17 protein-coding genes are annotated in these 18038 nt (G+C 53.4%); 4 read left to right on the forward strand and 13 right to left on the reverse strand.

All coding sequences use genetic code 11. The features are described 5' to 3' along the window. Positions 1 to 5: 5 nt before the first annotated feature. Genes gspL through gspC form a run of 10 tightly spaced genes read right to left on the reverse strand, consistent with a single transcriptional unit; the run spans position 6 to position 9945 of the window. Positions 6 to 1217 carry a type II secretion system protein GspL gene (gene gspL / locus E6C74_RS11995; RefSeq protein WP_136485451.1) on the reverse strand — a complete coding sequence of 404 codons (1212 nt, stop codon included), beginning with the start codon at positions 1215 to 1217 and terminating at the stop codon, positions 6 to 8. Then, positions 1186 to 2199: a type II secretion system minor pseudopilin GspK gene (gspK, locus tag E6C74_RS12000; protein WP_136485453.1), complete on the reverse strand. Its 1014-nt coding sequence runs from the start codon at positions 2197 to 2199 to the stop codon at positions 1186 to 1188. The genes gspL and gspK overlap by 32 nt, the downstream gene beginning before the upstream one ends. Beyond that, entirely contained in the window at positions 2192 to 2848 is a 657-nt protein-coding gene (gene gspJ / locus E6C74_RS12005; RefSeq protein ID WP_136485455.1) for a type II secretion system minor pseudopilin GspJ, read from the reverse strand. The genes gspK and gspJ overlap by 8 nt, the downstream gene beginning before the upstream one ends. Next, the gene (gene gspI / locus E6C74_RS12010; protein ID WP_136485519.1) at positions 2835 to 3191 is read right to left on the reverse strand and encodes a type II secretion system minor pseudopilin GspI; all 357 of its coding nucleotides are present in this window, start codon (positions 3189 to 3191) and stop codon (positions 2835 to 2837) included. Before gspI ends, gspJ begins: the two co-directional genes overlap by 14 nt. Next, a complete protein-coding gene (gene gspH, locus E6C74_RS12015) occupies positions 3178 to 3759 on the reverse strand; it encodes a type II secretion system minor pseudopilin GspH (protein ID WP_136485457.1) in 582 nt (193 codons plus the stop codon). The genes gspI and gspH overlap by 14 nt, the downstream gene beginning before the upstream one ends. 57 nt (positions 3760 to 3816) lie before the next feature. Next, entirely contained in the window at positions 3817 to 4260 is a 444-nt protein-coding gene (gspG, locus tag E6C74_RS12020) for a type II secretion system major pseudopilin GspG (RefSeq protein WP_136485459.1), read from the reverse strand. Between the two features lie 36 nt (positions 4261 to 4296). Next, the gene (gspF, locus tag E6C74_RS12025) at positions 4297 to 5520 is read right to left on the reverse strand and encodes a type II secretion system inner membrane protein GspF (protein WP_136485461.1); all 1224 of its coding nucleotides are present in this window, start codon (positions 5518 to 5520) and stop codon (positions 4297 to 4299) included. After that, the gene (gene gspE / locus E6C74_RS12030) at positions 5520 to 7031 is read right to left on the reverse strand and encodes a type II secretion system ATPase GspE (RefSeq protein ID WP_136485463.1); all 1512 of its coding nucleotides are present in this window, start codon (positions 7029 to 7031) and stop codon (positions 5520 to 5522) included. Before gspE ends, gspF begins: the two co-directional genes overlap by 1 nt. Positions 7032 to 7033: 2 nt before the next feature. After that, positions 7034 to 9052, reverse strand: coding sequence for a type II secretion system secretin GspD (gene gspD, locus E6C74_RS12035; RefSeq protein WP_136485465.1), 2019 nt, complete (start codon positions 9050 to 9052; stop codon positions 7034 to 7036). Positions 9053 to 9087: 35 nt separating this feature from the next. Beyond that, positions 9088 to 9945 carry a type II secretion system protein GspC gene (gene gspC, locus E6C74_RS12040; RefSeq protein ID WP_240798178.1) on the reverse strand — a complete coding sequence of 286 codons (858 nt, stop codon included), beginning with the start codon at positions 9943 to 9945 and terminating at the stop codon, positions 9088 to 9090. Positions 9946 to 10211: 266 nt separating this feature from the next. On the opposite strand from gspC, the gene hslR reads away from it, so the two are divergent. From hslR to E6C74_RS12060, 4 genes are all read left to right on the forward strand, one after another. After that, positions 10212 to 10598, forward strand: coding sequence for a ribosome-associated heat shock protein Hsp15 (gene hslR / locus E6C74_RS12045; RefSeq protein ID WP_136485469.1), 387 nt, complete (start codon positions 10212 to 10214; stop codon positions 10596 to 10598). Positions 10599 to 10616: 18 nt separating this feature from the next. Beyond that, entirely contained in the window at positions 10617 to 11507 is an 891-nt protein-coding gene (gene hslO / locus E6C74_RS12050) for an Hsp33 family molecular chaperone HslO (RefSeq protein ID WP_136485471.1), read from the forward strand. Between the two features lie 345 nt (positions 11508 to 11852). Next, on the forward strand, positions 11853 to 13481 hold the full coding sequence (pckA, locus tag E6C74_RS12055; RefSeq protein ID WP_136485473.1) for a phosphoenolpyruvate carboxykinase (ATP): 1629 nt from the start codon (positions 11853 to 11855) through the stop codon (positions 13479 to 13481). A gap of 110 nt (positions 13482 to 13591) precedes the next feature. After that, entirely contained in the window at positions 13592 to 15511 is a 1920-nt protein-coding gene (locus tag E6C74_RS12060; protein ID WP_136485475.1) for an AsmA family protein, read from the forward strand. On the opposite strand, the gene E6C74_RS12065 is transcribed toward E6C74_RS12060, so the two are convergent. Genes E6C74_RS12065 through E6C74_RS12075 form a run of 3 tightly spaced genes read right to left on the reverse strand, consistent with a single transcriptional unit; the run spans position 15486 to position 17770 of the window. After that, complete coding sequence (locus tag E6C74_RS12065) at positions 15486 to 16412, reverse strand: bifunctional GNAT family N-acetyltransferase/hotdog fold thioesterase (protein ID WP_136485478.1); 927 nt, start codon at positions 16410 to 16412, stop codon at positions 15486 to 15488. The genes E6C74_RS12060 and E6C74_RS12065 overlap by 26 nt on opposite strands. Positions 16413 to 16446: 34 nt before the next feature. Next, positions 16447 to 16881 carry a D-aminoacyl-tRNA deacylase gene (gene dtd, locus E6C74_RS12070; RefSeq protein WP_136485480.1) on the reverse strand — a complete coding sequence of 145 codons (435 nt, stop codon included), beginning with the start codon at positions 16879 to 16881 and terminating at the stop codon, positions 16447 to 16449. Beyond that, positions 16853 to 17770 (reverse strand): virulence factor BrkB family protein, encoded by a 918-nt coding sequence (locus tag E6C74_RS12075; RefSeq protein ID WP_136485482.1) that lies wholly within the window; start codon positions 17768 to 17770, stop codon positions 16853 to 16855. Before E6C74_RS12075 ends, dtd begins: the two co-directional genes overlap by 29 nt. Positions 17771 to 18038 lie beyond the last annotated feature (268 nt).

An 18038-nucleotide genomic window follows, 5' to 3' on the forward strand; every position in this document is an offset into this window, starting at 1 on the left:
TGTCCCTATTTGCGTGTGAGTACATACGAACCCACCACCTGTTCGCCATTGCGGCTCAGCTGGCCCTGCTCAACCGAGAAGTGCTCTTCGAGCTGTACCCGTGCCTGTTCGAAGGTCTGAAAATCTTTGCTGACCGCCTCCAGACGCACTTCACCGCGATTCCCGTCAAAGCGCAGGCTCTGTACCTGCATGGCACTGACATTGCGTAGCGTTTCCGGCAATTTATCCAGCCAGGACAACACATGCTCCCCGCCCCCGCCACCCGACAGCAGCGCCACTTCATCGCTCATCTGGCGCTTCAGATAGCTCACGGTCGGGATGCGCTGTTTGTCAGGAAAAATGGAGCGAAAAATGCGTTCACTTTCAGCGCGATAACTTTGAGCGGTACTTTCATACTGATTGGCCTGTACCAGCTGATAACCGGTGCTGACCACCACCAGCAAACCGGCCGCAATCGCGGCTTTACGCCACACTTGCCAGTACTTGTTCCAGGATGACTTGGTTTTAAACTCACCACTGAGCAGGTTGATTTTGTGACTGAGCGCCTGTTCGGTCAGCAACTGCATCACCAACGCTGCCGGCTGGTTATGCCACTCCTGCCCCTCAGCCAGCTGCAGCTCCGGCAACGGTGTGTAAGCGTTCAGAGCTAACCAGTTTTCGCCGTCACGTACCCACTGCGACTGACTAAACAGTGGCAACCACTGCACGTCGATACTCAGGCCGGAAAACTCACTTTTACGTACCAGCCACTCGTCACCGATTTGCAGCGCGCTCAGCCCTTCAGAGTGAGGAATAGCCAGCACATCCGGGACAACCCGGCGCACATCAAACTGCAGTGCGCGCAGCGAATCGAGGCACGAACGCAGCCACTGGCGATCGACACCGGCAACCTGAGCCACTCCGCCACTTTTCGCCAGAATGGTGAAATGCATTTCATCCACATCCTGGGCAATTTCCTCTTCCACCAGATAAGGCAGCATCGACTCAAGCTGGCGACTGGCACCCGACGGAATGGCAACCTGAGTCAGCACCACATCGCTGGCCGACAACAGTAACAGTGTCGGACGCTGGGCCGCATAAGGTGCCAGATCTTCGAGCTGATCCAGGCCCGCAATTTCACCACTGGCAATCACTGCCTGCTGGTCAGTTGACCACACCAGCCAGGGAATGGTGGCTTCTTTTTGACTACTCAGCCGAACGGTCAGAAACTCGCTCACTGATTCCTCCAAAGCGACGGCGAATAACCGTTGCAGTTTCTAAATTACTACTAAAAAACAGACTGCGGATACGTACCCGGGATTGCTCGACCTGAATGTTCGCATCCAGCTCAAAATAGTGGCTGTCGATACTCAGATAACCGCGTGCCTGTTCCCGCACACTCTCATCAACCGCGGCGATAGGCGCCTCAGCCATAAAATCTTCGATACTGCTCCAGCCGTCATAGGGCCGTCCTTCCAGCACAGTACGCGCATTGGACTCACTCAGGTTCGGGCTGAACATGGCGGCCAGCAGTTTAGCCTGCTCAGGTTGCAGCGTATTAATATTCAAACGCCAGTCCTGCACCGGTAACGCACAGACATAGGGCTGCAGACTCTGCATCACTTCGCCACTGACTTCGTGCACCGCACGTAATTCACTGACGTCAGCCAGTATACCATTGGGGGCCATATAGGCCGGCGACACTGATTCATAATAACTGTCTTCCACCCCGCTCGCGGTGTTGACCGAATCATTGGCATCAAGAAACTCCCAGGTGCCATCGGCAATGTTTTCGGCCTGATAGCTGTCAACATCGAGCTCATCGAGCAAGGCGCGCCACACCCGATACACATACGGTGTCGTGGTCTGCGCTGCGACCGGCGCCAGACCGGCAAACGCATTGATGTTAAAGCAGGCCTGCTTGTCGACGATACTGCCGGTCACCTGACCGTAGTCGAGCGGATAACTGCGATCGCGCTGTGACCAGGGTTGATTGAGGCTGACGACATCACTGTCTTTATAGCTCTGCTCGATGGCCGCTTTGGCCAGCCCTTCAACCCCGATACTGTACCAGTACGCCTGTTGGTAATTGAGCTGATGACTGGCACGCTGAAACTGGGTAAACATCCGCTGCGACATGGTCGCGGCAATCGACACCATGATCGCCAGCAGCAGCAAAACGATGATCAGAGCCACACCGCGCTGTTGAGATTTAGCCATTCCCGCCCTCTCCCAGTGATGCGCCGGTGGTAAGATAAATTCGTTGAATCTGACCGTAATCCTGCAATGTCAGTGTCACTTCCACTGCTTTCGGCAACGCCTGATCCGACTCCCATGTATCACGCCAGCCGCCCTCGGCGTAAAAACGTAGCGACCAGGATTCAACCTGAGTCAGCACAGGCATCACCACCGCAGGCTCAGAGACCGTGGTATCCGGATAGCGCCAATAAAGGCGCTCCAACACACCTTGTTTTAAACGATAGCCTACCTTGGCCACTTCTCCACGCGGGAATTGCTGCTCCGGGTTATGCCAGCCGAGGCGGATAAACATCACCCCCTTACTGTCAGAGTCGTTCAGATAATCGCTCCAGAGCAACATACGCTCAGCGGGCGCTTCCCCGTTATGGCGGAAATGACGCAACGCCATCTGACGAAAATCCGCATCCATCATGACGATCGCACGCTGCACTTCGCTCAGACGCGCTTCTCGTTCCGCGGACAGGGTATTGCTGCGTTGCACCTGATTGAGCACCTGATAGGCCGCCAGACTGAGGCTGGCAAAAATCGCCATGGCGACCAGCACTTCAATCAGGGTAAAACCGCGGCGGCGTGCAACTCGTCTCAATGAACCATATTTACTTTGCAACATAACTTCTTACCGTCACCACCGGCGCACCGTTCTTCTCGGTCGCCGCACTGACATCAAATGCTGCCAGGACATCATTGGCCGTTTTCACCGGCGCGACTTTCCAGTACCAGGTGCGTCCGGCCAGCTCTTCGCTGCCGTTTTGCGCCCGAGGTGTCTGTTCACTCAAAAACACCTTGGCGGTCTGGTTATCCACCACCATAGCGGCGAACGTTTTCTCTTCCAGATAACTGATGGTATTGATGTGCTGGGTCACGGCGCGCATCACACTCAATGCGGCAGTGGCAAAGATGGCCAGCGCAACCAGCACTTCCAGCAGCGTAAAGCCCCGCTCAGCGCGCCTCATCATGTTCTCCCGGTGCCAGCAGAGTGATCTGACCATTATCTTGTACCTGCACCTGCCATCCACGCTCAACACTTGCATTCTGCACGTAAATATCCAGCGTAAACGGGGTCAGTTCGCCGCTGGATAAGATAAAGACCTGGGGCGGACGCTGCTTGTGCTCGCCATCCTGCTCAGCAAACATCTCTTCATCAAACAGAGAGCCCGGCTTAAACAAGCGGTCTTCATCCTGCCAGACATCGCCACCGGCTTGATACTGCAGCGCCAGTCCCTCCTCTAGCTGCAGATCCGCGGCGATGCCATTTTTATCCAATTTTTGCCAGCCTGTCTGTTCTAGGCTTAAAAAACGCAGTGTGCGTGCCTGCTCATCAATGCGCAGCCCGTAATCACGGCCGCTGAGGATGGCTTCCTCATTGAGCAGTTGCAGACGCTGAAAAATACTCTGCGCCACTTCTTTAATCTCATCATCATGTCTGACCGGCAGAGTGGCGATCACGGCCACCGCACTGACGGAAAGCAGCACTAACACCAGCATTATTTCCAACAGAGTAAAACCATGTTTGCGCTTCATCACAACAGCCAGACCTGAATTCAATAAAAGGTGGCGCCAAGCGCCACCGTTAACCTGTTACTGAAAATCCTGCAGATTCCAGTTACCGATATCGACGGCCGTACCTTCACCGCCTTCCTGACCATCCGCACCTAAGGTGAACACATCAATCGTGGCTTTATCACCCGGGCTCAGGTATTGGTAATCGTTACCCCAAGGGTCTTTTGGCAGACGTTTGATGTAACCACCGGCGCGGTAATTACGTGGCTCAGGGCTGCCTGGCATAGTGACCAGCGCATCCAGCCCCTGATCAGTGGTCGGATAGACATTGTTATCCAGCTTGTACATATCGAGGGCATTTTCCAGCGCGACAATGTCTGTGATCGCTTTCTGTTGGTCGGCTTTTTCTTTGTTGCCGAGCAGGTTAGGCACCACAAAGCTAGCCAGAATACCCAGAATAACGACCACAACCATCACTTCCAGCAGGGTAAAACCGGACTGTTTGTTTACTTTTTTGTTCATAGAGACTCCATGTTACTCAAGACGAAGTGAGCCAAATCAGCGGCTCATCAAATTATTCATTTCCAGGATAGGCATCAGAGTAGCCATTACGATGAACAGCACCAGACCCGCCATCAACGCAATCAGCGCCGGGGTAAAAATGCCCAGCGCAATATTAACCGTCGCTTCAAAACTGTTGTCCTGGTTATCTGCGGCGCGGGTCAGCATGCTTTCCAGTTCGCCGCTCTGTTCACCACTGGCGATCATATGCAGCATCATCGGCGGGAAGAGTTTGGTTTGATCAAGTGCTTTGCGCAGGCTGGCACCTTCGCGCACATTTTCTGCCGCCAGACGCACCTGTTGCTTGACGTATTGATTGGACATCACATCCACCGCGACCCGCATTCCGTCCAGAATCGGAATTGCGCTCGAGGTACAGATAGACAAAGTCCGGGCAAAACGCGAAGTATTGAGGCCACGCGAGATTTTTCCCACCAGCGGCATATGAATCACGCGCTGATCCCAGCGCAGGCGAAGATCTGGTTTGCTCAGCAACCAGCGCACCAGATACACCAGCAACACGAATAGCACCACCAGCTGCAACCCCCAATGCTGGATAAAGTCACTGGACGAGAGCAGGAACTGGGTCGATTTTGGCAGCTCCTGCCCCATCTGGACAAACTGACCGACAATCTTCGGTACCACCGCGGCCAGCAGGAAGGCCACAATGCCAACCGCAAATACGACCAGCACTATCGGATACAGCATCGCCTGCAGCAGTTTAGAGCGCATTTTCTGGCGGTTTTCCGCATAATCGGCCAGGCGTTCCAGCACCGCATCCAGGTGGCCGGACTTTTCTCCGGCCGCCACCATAGAGCGGAACAGATCGTCAAAAATATGCGGGTAATCGGCCATACTGTCCGCCAGAGTGTAACCTTCGGTCACTTTAGAGCGCACCGCGGCGAGCATATTACGAATGCGCGGCTTTTCCGACTGCTCGGATACCGCGCGCAAACACTCCTCCAGCGGCATGCCGGATTGCACCAGCGTCGATAACTGACGGGTCAGCAGCGCCAGATCCGGCGTGCTGATACCACGCTGGGAAAACCCAAGCCCGCTGCTTTGCGATTTCGCGGCCCTGGCACGGGTTTCCACCACTTCCACCGGCACCAGCCCCTGCTCTTTGAGACGCTGACGCACCTGGCGGGCATTATCCCCTTCCAGGACCCCTTTTTTGTGCCGGCCACGCTCATCCAGCGCTTTATATTCAAACGCCGCCATCAGGACTCCTTGGTGACTCGCATCACTTCTTCCAGCGAGGTAATCCCACGCCGGACTTTATCCAAACCATCCTGACGAATACTCGGTGTACTGATACGGACCCGTTTCTCGATTTCCTGCTCACCGGCTTCGGCGTGAATCAACGCCTGCAGCTCATCATCAATCAACACCAGCTCATGAATCCCGGTCCGGCCACGGTAACCTTTGAAGTTACACTTGTCACAGCCATGCGCTTTATACAGCGTCAGTGGTTCAGCGTCGTCCAGTGCGAACAACTTACGCTGCTCTTTGTTCGGTTGATACGCTTCTTTACACTCCGGACACAAGGTGCGCACCAGACGCTGTGCCAGTACACCAAGCAGCGAAGAGGAGATCAGGAAAGGCTCAATCCCCATGTCACGCAGACGGGTCACGGCGCCAATCGCAGTATTGGTGTGCAGGGTTGACATCACCAGGTGGCCGGTCAAGGAGGCCTGCACGGCGATCTGCGCCGTTTCCAGGTCACGAATCTCGCCCACCATCACCACATCCGGGTCCTGACGTAAAATCGCACGCAAACCACGGGCGAAGGTCATGTCCACTTTCGGGTTGACCTGAGTCTGGCCGATACCTTCGATATCGAACTCGATCGGGTCTTCCACCGTCAGAATGTTGCGCTCATTGCTGTTGAGCTCCTGTAACCCGGCATACAAGGTGGTTGATTTACCTGATCCGGTCGGTCCGGTCACCAGCAAAATCCCGTGCGGGCGCTGAATCAGATGACGGAAATGGTCGTGGTTATATTCCGTCATCCCCAGACTGTGCAGATCAAGCCGGGTGGCATTTTTATCCAGCAGACGCATCACCACTCGTTCGCCGTGCGACGACGGCATGGTCGACACCCGCACATCCACCGAACGGCCACCGATACGCAGCGAAATCCGCCCGTCCTGCGGCACACGTTTTTCGGCAATGTCCAGTTTGGCCATCACTTTCACCCGTGACACCAGCAGCGGCGCCAGTTTACGGCTCGGCGACAAAACCTCACGCAGCACTCCATCGACCCGGAAACGAATCGACAACTCTTTCTCGAAGGTCTCGATATGAATATCCGAAGCCCCCTCTTTGATCGCTTCGCCAAGCATGGCGTTGATCAGCTTGATGATTGGCGCATCATCTTCAGATTCCAGCAGGTCTTCGTTTTGCGGTAACTCCTCGGCAATCGAGAAAAAGTCATCGCTGTCCGCACCGATATCTTCCATCAGCTGCCGCGCCTCGGAAGAATCACGCTGATAGACCTGAGTCAGTTTGCTTTCAAACTCATTCGGCTGCAGTTCAATCAGATTGAGGCGGCCTTTAATCACCCGGCGCACTTCCGCCAGCGAGGTCATCGACAGCGGCGCAACATAATACACGGTGGGAGTGTCCTGGCTGTCATGCCATTCCAGCACCAGTTTGAAGCGGTTAGAGAAACTGAACGGTAAGCGGCGCACCAGATTACGCGCCGCCTGCGCTACCACAACATCCGTCATGATTACTCTTCCATTTGTTCTAAAAAGGCCTGAATTTCCGGCGGATGCAGACGATCCTGACCATATTTCGGCAGCACCGGAATATTGTTGTCATCCATCAGTTTCAGCCCTTTATCGGCTTTAAATAACTGCTCAGCGCGAATGTAGTTATATTTACGCTGGGTCACGCCGTCAGCCGTCATGCCGGTACGGATAATGGTCGGCTTGATGAACACCATCAGGTTACGTTTTTCAACCTGAGTACTGGTGGAAGTAAACAACTGGCCAAGAATCGGGATATCGCCCAGCAGTGGTACTTTCGATTCACTTTCGGCGGTCCGCTCATCAATCAGACCACCCAGCACCAGCATCTGGCCATCCTGCACCATCACCGAGGTATTGAGCTGACGTTTGGCAAAGCGCACATCGACCGCGCCGTTCGCACCCAGCACGTTCGACACTTCCTGTTCAATCGACAGCTGCACCGAGTCGCCTTCGTTGATTTGCGGCACCACTTTAAGTTTGATACCCACTTCTTTACGATCCACGGTCTGGAACGGATTATCATTATTCGAACCCGCCGTCGAGCCGGTAATCACCGGCACTTCTTCACCGACAATAAATGACGCTTCGCCGTTATCCATCACAGTGATGCTTGGCGAAGAGAGGATATTGGTGTTCGATGTGCTCGCCACAGCATTAATCAGCGCGGTCCAGTCACCCATCAGCACGCTCACCGCCGCACCATTCACGCCGGACAAGGCCGATGCCAAGGTTGAATAGTCACCAGACTCGGTCACCGAGTAAGGCACACGGTTACCATTGCCATCGTAGTAGTATTCTGTTGTCGTTTGATCCTTAGCCTCTTCCAGCCCCACCATCACATTACCAATCGAGGCACCGCTGTTGCTAAACTGAATCGCCGAACCACTCTCCAGTGAGCCCCACTGTACGCCGAGGTTGATACCATCCGCTTCCGACATTTCCACAATCAGCGCTTCAATCAGCACCTGAGCTCGGCGGATATCGAGTTGTGAAATCACATCCAGCAATTCACTCATAATGTCCTGTGGTGCGGTCAGTACGATCGCGTTGGTATCGGCATGCGCGGCAATCATCACATCATCCCGCTTGGCAGAAGCGCCCGGCTGGCCACTTTTCTTCTCCGCTACCAGGTTTTCCGAGACGCCTTTCAGCACATCGACCATGTCTTCAGCTTTGGCGTATTTGAGGTACACCACCCGGTTGTTGCCTTTGGTGGCCATCTCGACGTCGAGCTTGTTGATCAGACGTTTGAGGCGCTGGCGTACTTTCGGGTCACCGGAAATAAGAATTGAGTTGGTACGCTCGTCCGCCACAAACTTTGGCTGCAGGAATTCAGGCGTATTTTTAGTGTCATTCGCTTTATTCAGCGCCTCGACAATACGCACCATTTCAGCGGCAGACGCATTTTTCAGTTCCACCACTTCAATATCTTTGTCACCGGCCTGATCGACCCGGCGAATGATGTCTGCCAGACGGTTGACCACCGCAGCACGGCCGGTGATCAGAATGATGTTGGCCGGGTCATAATGCACCACGTTACCGGCACCTGCGTTATCAATCAGCTGGCGCAACAGCGGTGACAATTCGCGCACCGAGACGTTCTTTACCGCCACGACCTGCGTGATAACGCTGTCGCCATCCATGCGGTCACTGTCCCCCAGCACCGGAATGGCAGAGGTTTTGGCGTCTTTCGACTTGACGACTTTCAGCACACCGTTGTCCATCTCAATCACGGCAAACCCGTACACTTCCAGTACATTGAGAAAAAAGCTGTAGTACTGCTCTTCATTCAGGGTGTCATAACTGCGCACATCGACTTTGCCGCGGACAGAAGGGTCAACAATAATGGTTTTTTCGAGATTGCGACCGACGATGTTGATGAATTCCTGAATATCAGTGCCCTTAAAACTGGCACTGAATTCATTTGCCAGTGCCATTGGCGATGCCGCCAGACTCATGGCGAGCAGCCACGCACTTTTGTTAAGCCAATGCTTCACGGGATACTCCCTCAACCTTTACACAAAGGTGAAAATTAAAACTGAATATAGATGTCATGTTGCTGTCCATCTCGTTCTACGGTCAGGTTAAGCTCGGTCAAATCAGACACGGACTCAAAAAGTTTGCTCATCACATCCGGATCGGTCAGATCCAGACCATTAATTTGGGTGGCAATGTCGCCATTTTGCAGCCCGACGGCTTCAAACAGCGCCCGATCTTTGCCCGGGCTGACACGATATCCCAAAATTTGATCATCCTGCTTAACCTGCGACATCGTCACATACTGGAAGATCTCACTGGGATTGTTCGCCACTGCAGCGCGAATGGCTGCCAGTTTGTCTTCCTGATCGTTGGCGCCGGTCTCAGCGCTATTACGCGCACGTCGCTCTGGCTGGGCCGTATTCAATTTAGAATAGTCCAACCCTTCCAACATCAGGGTCTCGTTACGACCAGAATTATCAATAATGACACGATCCGGCAAAACGGCTTTCAGCTTAACCCGGGTACCTTCAATCACCTCGTTCAAGCCGTAGGTCGACTGCTGGCCACGGTTAGCTATGACCGCAAGGCTCTGGGTTGGTTCAGAACTGGCCACCACCCCCACCAGCACAAGGTTAAGACGGGTTTTCGGCGCGTCGACTTTGACCGGTGTGGCCACCGGCGCCACTTTCTCGCTATAGCGGCCAAAAATAGCACCTTGTTGCAGGTTCGTGAGGTCAAAATGAGTTTGATTGGTCTGGCGCGCAGTCACAGAGGGTGCCCAGGCTGACACAGCGGTTTGCTCACCGTGAAACATCCACACCATCTTGCCGACAATCCAGGCGGAAAGCGCAATACACAGCACTGCCAGCCAAACACTCAGCGGCTTTTGCCAGCCGGAAAGGCGCTGCATCCAGTTGACGGATGCCAGCGGTTGAAAACTGATACGCTCCACTTCGGTGTCCTTTGGTTCCGTTTTAAACGCTAACGTCATGTTTTTTATTAGTCGGAGCCTTGTATTTCAGGGCTTTAAATAAAATATAGCAATATATCACAACCGAGGAACACTTCTTTTCAGTTAGGTTAAAATTGTCCGCAACCTTGAAAAACTGTGACTCAGACTCCATTGTAAACCGCATTAACGCAGCAAAATAATGAATTTAGAGGTAATTTGCCAGCATGAGTTCCCCATCTGAAGCAGTGCGTCTCGATAAATGGTTATGGGCCGCGCGATTTTATAAAACCCGCTCAGTGGCGCGGAATATGGTCGATGGTGGCAAAGTTCACTATAATGGCCAACGAACCAAACCCAGCAAGCTGGTTGAACTCGGTGCAATCATCACCTTGCGTCAGGGCAACGAAGAGAAAACCGTTGTTATCGAAAGAGTTTCCGATCAAAGACGAGGAGCCCCCGAGGCACAGACCCTTTATTCAGAAACCACTGACAGTGTTGAGAAGCGTGAAAAGCAGGCACTGGCACGCAAGCTGAATGCCCACAATCCAGCACCGGATCGCCGCCCGGATAAGAAACAGCGTCGCGATCTGCTGAAATTTAAACATCAATAACGAGCCGGACTATTCCTTATGACGACAAGCTCAAAGTCTAAAAACACATTACACCGCTACCTGTTTGACGATCTGTCGGTACGTGGCGAGTTGGTACAACTGGACGACACGTATCAGCATATTATCAGCAGCAAGGAATACCCAGCTCCGCTGCAACAGTTACTGGGCGAACTGCTAGTCGCAACCACGCTGTTGACTGCGACCCTGAAATTTGAAGGTTCGATCACCATGCAACTGCAAGGTGACGGCCCGGTCTCTCTGGCCGTCATCAATGGTGACAATAACCAGAAAGTTCGCGGCGTAGCGCGCTGGGACGGTGAGATTGCCGACGATGCCAGCCTGCATGATCTGATGGGCAAAGGCCATCTGGTGATCACTATCGAGCCGAAGAAAGGCGAGCGCTATCAGGGGGTGGTTGGTCTGGAAGGAGATAATCTGGCTGAAGTACTGGAAGCTTATTTCATGCGTTCAGAGCAGCTGAAGACCCGCCTGTGGATCCGCACCGGTCAGCTGGACGGCAAACTGCACGCTGCCGGCATGCTGCTGCAAATCATGCCTGACGGCACCGGCTCCGCCGACGACTTCGATCACCTGGCGCAACTGACTGCGACCGTGAAAAATGAAGAGCTGTTCAGCCTGGAAGCGAACGAAGTACTCTACCGTCTGTACAACCAGGAAAAAGTCCAGCTGTTTGAACCTCAGGCCGTCGAATTCCTGTGTGGTTGCTCCCGTGAGCGCAGTGCGGCAGCCATTATTACCGTCGCCCGTGATGAGCTGAACCAAATTCTGGCCGAAGACGGCGCGGTGAACCTGCATTGTGATTACTGCGGTACCACCTACTCATTTGATTCCACTCAAGTGTTTGAATTGTTCGCCCAGCAGGATTCAGGTTCTCAGACCAAGCATTAATTCTTGTGAATTAACAAGCACGTCAACACAGTCTTACAGCCAGCTTCATGCTGGCTTTTTTTGTGATCAAAACCCAAAAAAACCCAAAAAAATCAACATACTCCCCTGCAGAACACCCGACTTAATTTCCGCGAATTAATAATCGTTTTGCTCTGGTACTGACGCCAAAACGCAATATAAAATAAGCCCGCCAGCAATATGTGACAGGTTACCTAAAACCACAAATCAGGCATGGTTAATTTTTGACCCATCTCCCTGTTTTTTCCCGACCCCGTTGCTAGCATGGTGAGCAGAAAAAATACAAACATTATAAAAATCCCTACAAATTCCCGATAAGGAGCACCTATGACTGTTATCGAACAAACAAAGGCTGCACAACTTGATCTTACCCAATACGGCATCACCGATGTCAGCGAAGTCATTCGTAACCCGAGTTACGAGTTACTATTTGAAGAAGAAACCCGTCCGGATCTGGAAGGCTACGAGAAAGGCGTGGTCACCGAACTGGGGGCCGTGGCAGTAGACACCGGCATCTTCACTGGCCGCTCACCAAAAGATAAATTCATCGTTAATGACGACACCACCCGCGACACCTTATGGTGGACTTCTGACCAAGCCAAAAACGACAATAAACCGATTAGCCAGGCGGTATGGAATGACCTGAAATCTCTGGTCAGCCAGCAGTTGTCAGGCAAACGCCTGTTTGTGGTCGACGGCTACTGTGGCGCCAACGCCGATACCCGCCTGTGTGTGCGCTTTATTACCGAGGTAGCCTGGCAGGCCCACTTCGTGACCAATATGTTCATCCGCCCGGCCAAAGATGAGCTGGCGGACTTTAAACCAGATTTTGTCGTCATGAACGGCGCCAAATGCACCAACCCGAACTGGCAGCAGCAAGGGCTAAACTCTGAGAACTTCACTGTATTCAACCTGAGCGAAAAAATGCAGCTCATCGGCGGCACCTGGTATGGCGGCGAGATGAAAAAAGGGATGTTCGCGATGATGAACTACTTCCTGCCGCTGCAAGGCATCGCCTCAATGCACTGCAGTGCCAACATGAGCCAGGATGGTGACGTGGCGGTCTTCTTTGGTCTGTCCGGCACCGGTAAAACCACCCTGTCCACCGATCCTAAGCGCGCGCTGATTGGCGATGACGAACACGGCTGGGATGACGATGGCGTCTTCAACTTTGAAGGCGGTTGCTACGCAAAAACCATCAAGCTGTCCAAAGAAGCGGAACCGGATATTTACAATGCCATCCGCCGCGACGCTCTGCTGGAAAACGTCACCGTGCGTGGTGACGGCTCAATCGACTTCGATGACGGTTCGAAAACCGAGAATACCCGAGTTTCCTACCCGATCTACCATATCGATAACATCGTTAAACCGGTTTCCAAAGGCGGCCACGCGAACAAAGTGATTTTCCTGTCGGCCGATGCGTTTGGCGTACTGCCTCCGGTATCCAAACTGACCCCGGAACAGACCAAGTACCACTTCCTGTCCGGCTTTACCGCCAAGCTGGCCGGTACTGAACGTGGCATCACTGAACCGACACCGACCTTCTCGGCCTGTTTCGGTGCGGCTTTCCTGACCCTGCATCCGACCCAATACGCTGAAGTGCTGGTCAAACGCATGGAAGCAGCAGGCGCAGAAGCTTATCTGGTTAACACCGGCTGGAACGGCACTGGTAAGCGTATTTCGATCAAAGATACCCGTGGCATTATTGACGCCATTCTGGATGGCTCAATTGAGCAGGCAGAAACCAAACAGGTGCCTATCTTTAACCTTGAGGTACCAACCTCGCTGCCAGGCGTCGATGCTTCCATCCTTGATCCACGTGATACCTACACCGATCCGCTGCAATGGGAAAGCAAAGCCCAGGATCTGGCGACCCGCTTTATCAATAACTTTGCCAAGTACACGGATAATGCCGAAGGCAAAGCGCTGGTTTCCGCCGGCCCTCAGCTGGACTGAAAACCAAAACTTGCCAACAAGCCCCTCTTTTGAGGGGCTTTTTTTGTTGAAGCCAGAATGAAATTGTTCCAAGCTGTGATTCTTAAGGAATGTCACTCAGTCAGGAAACTATGAAAAAGCTGCTCGCGCTAGGGATGGGATTAATCGCACTGTTGCTGGTGCTGATACTGGCTACATTTGGCCTGATGCATACTCGCTACCTGACGCCTTCCGCTCAATGGTTAACCGACCATTTATGGCCCGGCGAGCTGACCTTCACACGGTTAGAATACGACTATCCGCGTCATTTCCGCCTGCACGATGTCACCCTGGATCAAGATGAAAAACCGCTGCACTTTCAGCAGGTGGATGTCTGGCTTAGCGCCCGCCCCTGGCAGGATGATAAATGGGTTATCGACAGTCTGCTGCTTGATGGCGCCAATTTCTCGGCTGGGCTGCCCAGCCACCCTTTCCTGTCCGAACTGAAACTAAACCAACTGGCGCTGCACAATATTGATTTTGCAATGAATGGTCTGATTGCACGCGGCTTTGACCTGCAGATTAAAAACCCGTCCTGGCACAGCGCGACACAACTTCTGCCCTATGGCGAGTTGCAGCTGTCTGCCGAGCAGTTTTACTGGCACAGTGAAGCCATCGACAATGTGTTAGTCGATGCTGACTACCAGCCCGCCGACAGCACGGTTTATGGCGCCTCTTTTATCTGGCGCGGCGGTCAGTTCTCCGGTCAGGCCGAGCAGTATCCGCAAGGCTGGTCACTGGTCAATGTCACCATCAACCAGCTCAACCTGGATCAGGACCTCACTCAACTCACTGCCCCTTGGTGGCCACTCCTACGCAGCCATGTTGCGCGCATCAACAGCCTGGATATTCTCAACAGCAATCTGCGCGTGGCCGGCAGCGAGATGACCAACCTGGCCCTGTCGGCAGAAAATCTGCAGTTAGACCATACCTGGTGGCAACAGCAGCAAGGTTACCTGTCGCTCAATGCTGACAGCATTACCAGCCATGGCCTGCAATGGGTAGAGCCAAGCGTTAAACTGGACTTCGAACCAGACAAGATCCAAATCAGCGACTTTGCCAGTGAGGTGTTGCAGGGCAGCCTGCAACTGAGTGGTGAACTGACTCCCGGGCAGGTGCACCTGCACCACCTGACGGCTCGTGGTCTGAAGTGGTTTGGCGAACAAGACAGCGACTGGCACTGGCTCAGCATGGATCTTAGCAACTGGCACGCGCTGCAAATTGATCAATTTGATCTGCACAACCTGCAGCTGATCCAACTGCGACATACTCCGGCCTGGCAGTTGACTGGACTCAATGCCGAAGGCCGCGATACCGAGCTGATGCGGGATGGCAAATGGGGACTTTGGCAAGGCTCCGCCACCATCAGCGCCAATAACGCCAGTATCGGTTCAGTGCTCAGCAGTCAGGGCATTATTGAAATGCACAGTGACAATGGCCGCTGGTGGTTGGATCGCGCATTTCTGCCACTGGAAAAAGGCTACATCGATGCCAATGCGGAATGGCATTTCGCGGCTGACAGCGCGCCGTGGAAAGTGGCGCTGCATACCGACGGACTGCCGCTGACCGAGCTGCACCAGTGGCTGACACTGCCTTTTCGTTTCGATGCTCTGGCGGATCTGGATCTCAATGCCGAAGGACTGGCCGGCGATTATTCCATGCTCGCTCATTCACTCACCGGTGAACTGCAACTGGGTTTGCGTCACGGCGTGCTCACCACACAACAGAACCAGCAAATAGTGGTTCAGCCATTTACACTGGATGGGCTGACTATCAGCGCGGACCGCGGACGTTTACAGCTTAACGCGGCGCCGCTAGCTGGGCCCGGACTTGATGCCCGCCTGCAAGGGAATATCGACTTAGTCGCCCCGCAGCAAGGGACACTTGAACTGCAGTCGCGCCAAGGCTGTCAGCAAACCCGCTTCGACCTGCTGCGTAATCAACAGGCTGAAGAGACTCTGTCAGCCAAAGCGTGTGCAGAAACACTCAGTCGCGAGCGTGCTCGAGAATAGACTGATAATCGGGGATAAGCATGTAGGTTCCGGTAAACTCGACCGCGTCCTTGTCGCCGCTGGCGATGATAACGCGCATCACAATCCGCGCTTTACGCCCGGACTCCAGACGGTCAAGATCACCACTGATCCCATCCAGAGAAGTGGACGCCACCGGGTTATAGACTACCGGATGGCGGTAACGGATACGGCTGTCCACCAGCACAATATCCCCTTCCAGATTGCGTTCACGCATCAGCAGCCAGGCCATCCCCCACCCCGTCAGAGTGGCCAGAGTAAATGCTGAACCGGCAAACATGGTGTTGTGCGGGTTAAGATTAGGATTAAGCTGAGCCCCGCACTGAAACTGGTAACCTGTGTACTGCAGTACCTTGATGCCCATTTTTTCACTGATCGGAATATGCTCGCCCCAGCGTTCCTGCAACTCAGTGCACCATTCCGGTTTGCGCAGTACATCTGCCATCGGATCAAGGTGTTTGACCATTTGCTGATGGCGGACCGGGCCGCGTTCATCCGTGAGTTCACCGCGTTGCTCGAATCCGTTCTTTTCATAGAATTTTATCGCATCCTCACGCGCATTACACACCAGCCGCTTGGCCCCTTCCTGACGCGCCAGCGACTCCAGCGCGACCAGGATGAGTGATCCCATACCTTTGCTGCGCCGGTTCGCTTTCACCGCCATATAACGAATCTGGCCGTCACTGTCCGGAGTAATGTACAGACGTCCAATCGCCATCGGCCGGCCACGTCCGTCAACAATCATGCGGTGATGGCTCATGGCATCGTATTCGTCCCGCTCCGAACCGAGTGGCATTCGCCATGGCTCGCGCAACATCTGCCAGCGAAAATGAAAATACTTATTGAGCTGATTATCCGTCTTCGGCGTAATAAGTTTGTACATAGAGTCGGTTCCTGCTGGCTCAAAAGAGCCGTCGTTAAGCCTGTAACCAGAAGGTTACCGGACCATCATTGATCAGTGACACTTTCATATCCGCGGCAAAACGGCCACGCTGTGTCGGTAGTACCTGAGTGCATAAATCGGAGAAGTAATCGTACAGGCGTTCAGCATCCTCTGGATGAGCGCCACGGGAAAATCCGGCCCGGGTGCCCTTTTTGGTGTCTGCTGGCAGGGTAAACTGCGAGACCACCAGCACACTGCCGCCGACATCTTTGACACTCAGATTCATCTTACCGGCTTGATCTTCAAATACGCGGTAGCTGGTCACCCGTTCCATCAGGCGTTTCGCTTTCGCTTCGTCATCTTCACGCTCGACCCCGAGCAATACCAGTAAACCCTGTTCAATCTCGCCGACAATTTCACCTTCGACGCGCACTGCCGCTTCACTTACTCGTTGAATCAAGGCTATCACTCTGCTCTTTTCCTTGTGGTTGGGTTGGGGAATTGAGCGCTGAGTTTAGCATGTCTGGCTCGTCGCTCCACTCGTCACGCTCACCGAGCGCCGCGGTCACTTCAGCCCCAATCAGCACGATCAACCAACACAGGTACACCCAGACAAACAGAATCGGGATCGCCGCCAGCGCGCCGTAAATCAGTTGGTAAGACGGAAACTGAGTAATGTAAACAGCAAAACCTTTCTTACTCAGTTCAAACAACAAGGCCGCGACCAGGGCGCCGGAGACCGCGTGCCAGATAACGACTTTTTTATTCGGCACCAGCAGGTACAACCCCGAAAAGGCAAAAAAGGACAGCAATAACGGCAGGCGGGCGAGGAAAAAATTAAACGCGCCGGTCAGCGCTTCATTGTCCAGCAGCTTAAGTGACGTAATGTACGACGTCACCGCGATACTGGCACCGACCAAAATCGGCCCCAGGGTCAGGATCATCCAGTACATCGAGAATGAAAAGACCAGACGGCGTTTTTTACGCACCCGCCAGATATAGTTCAGATTTTTATCGATGTTCGAGATCAGTGTCAGCGCCGCGATAAAGAGGAACATACCGCCAACGGCCGTCATTTTACCAGTATTGGTGACAAATTCGGCTAACGCGGTGCGCACCGCATCACCGGCCGCCGGCACGAAATGGGTAATGACATAATCCTGCACTTCATCGCCGACGTTATCGAAAATAGCAAACGAAGAGAGGATCGACAGCAGCACGGTCAACATCGGCACGATAGACAGCAAGGTGATGTAAGCCAGATAGCCAGCGTTCACATTGACTCTGTCGTGCCCCATGCGGGCAAATAAATAGCGGCCGAATAACAGGCTATGCTTGACCAGTAACTGGATGTTCAAGGTGTTTCTCCCATTTAACGATATCCGTCCCTGAATGACCAATCTGGCTGGAGTGATCATATGAACATTTGAATTATCTGACAGATAAGGTTTTGAAATTGTAGCGGATCATAGCGCTTAGTGTGACACGCAACGCGGCCAGATGACACAGAATGCAGCGCGATACACAAACTGAACCGGTTTATTGAACACCACTATCAGTTATCACTAAATCGACCAGTAAAGCGGTGTTGAATACGGTATGCTGACTATATCAGGTTACAATGCA

The organism is Vibrio sp. H11, assembly GCF_004804295.1.
Classification (GTDB): domain Bacteria; phylum Pseudomonadota; class Gammaproteobacteria; order Enterobacterales; family Vibrionaceae; genus Vibrio; species Vibrio ostreae.

Excerpts from the sequence above, each read along its gene's own strand:
- gspK (WP_136485453.1), bottom strand. The coding sequence starts at position 2,199 with ATGGCTAAATCTCAACAGCGCGGTGTGGCTCTGATCATCGTTTTGCTG.
- gspH (WP_136485457.1), bottom strand. The coding sequence starts at position 3,759 with ATGAAGCGCAAACATGGTTTTACTCTGTTGGAAATAATGCTGGTGTTA.
- gspG (WP_136485459.1), bottom strand. The coding sequence starts at position 4,260 with ATGAACAAAAAAGTAAACAAACAGTCCGGTTTTACCCTGCTGGAAGTG.
- hslO (WP_136485471.1), top strand. The coding sequence starts at position 10,617 with ATGACGACAAGCTCAAAGTCTAAAAACACATTACACCGCTACCTGTTT.
- hslR (WP_136485469.1), top strand. The coding sequence starts at position 10,212 with ATGAGTTCCCCATCTGAAGCAGTGCGTCTCGATAAATGGTTATGGGCC.
- E6C74_RS12065 (WP_136485478.1), bottom strand. The coding sequence starts at position 16,412 with ATGTACAAACTTATTACGCCGAAGACGGATAATCAGCTCAATAAGTAT.
- gspI (WP_136485519.1), bottom strand. The coding sequence starts at position 3,191 with ATGAGGCGCGCTGAGCGGGGCTTTACGCTGCTGGAAGTGCTGGTTGCG.
- gspE (WP_136485463.1), bottom strand. The coding sequence starts at position 7,031 with ATGACGGATGTTGTGGTAGCGCAGGCGGCGCGTAATCTGGTGCGCCGC.
- pckA (WP_136485473.1), top strand. The coding sequence starts at position 11,853 with ATGACTGTTATCGAACAAACAAAGGCTGCACAACTTGATCTTACCCAA.
- E6C74_RS12060 (WP_136485475.1), top strand. The coding sequence starts at position 13,592 with ATGAAAAAGCTGCTCGCGCTAGGGATGGGATTAATCGCACTGTTGCTG.
- gspC (WP_240798178.1), bottom strand. The coding sequence starts at position 9,945 with ATGCAGCGCCTTTCCGGCTGGCAAAAGCCGCTGAGTGTTTGGCTGGCA.
- gspF (WP_136485461.1), bottom strand. The coding sequence starts at position 5,520 with ATGGCGGCGTTTGAATATAAAGCGCTGGATGAGCGTGGCCGGCACAAA.
- gspJ (WP_136485455.1), bottom strand. The coding sequence starts at position 2,848 with ATGTTGCAAAGTAAATATGGTTCATTGAGACGAGTTGCACGCCGCCGC.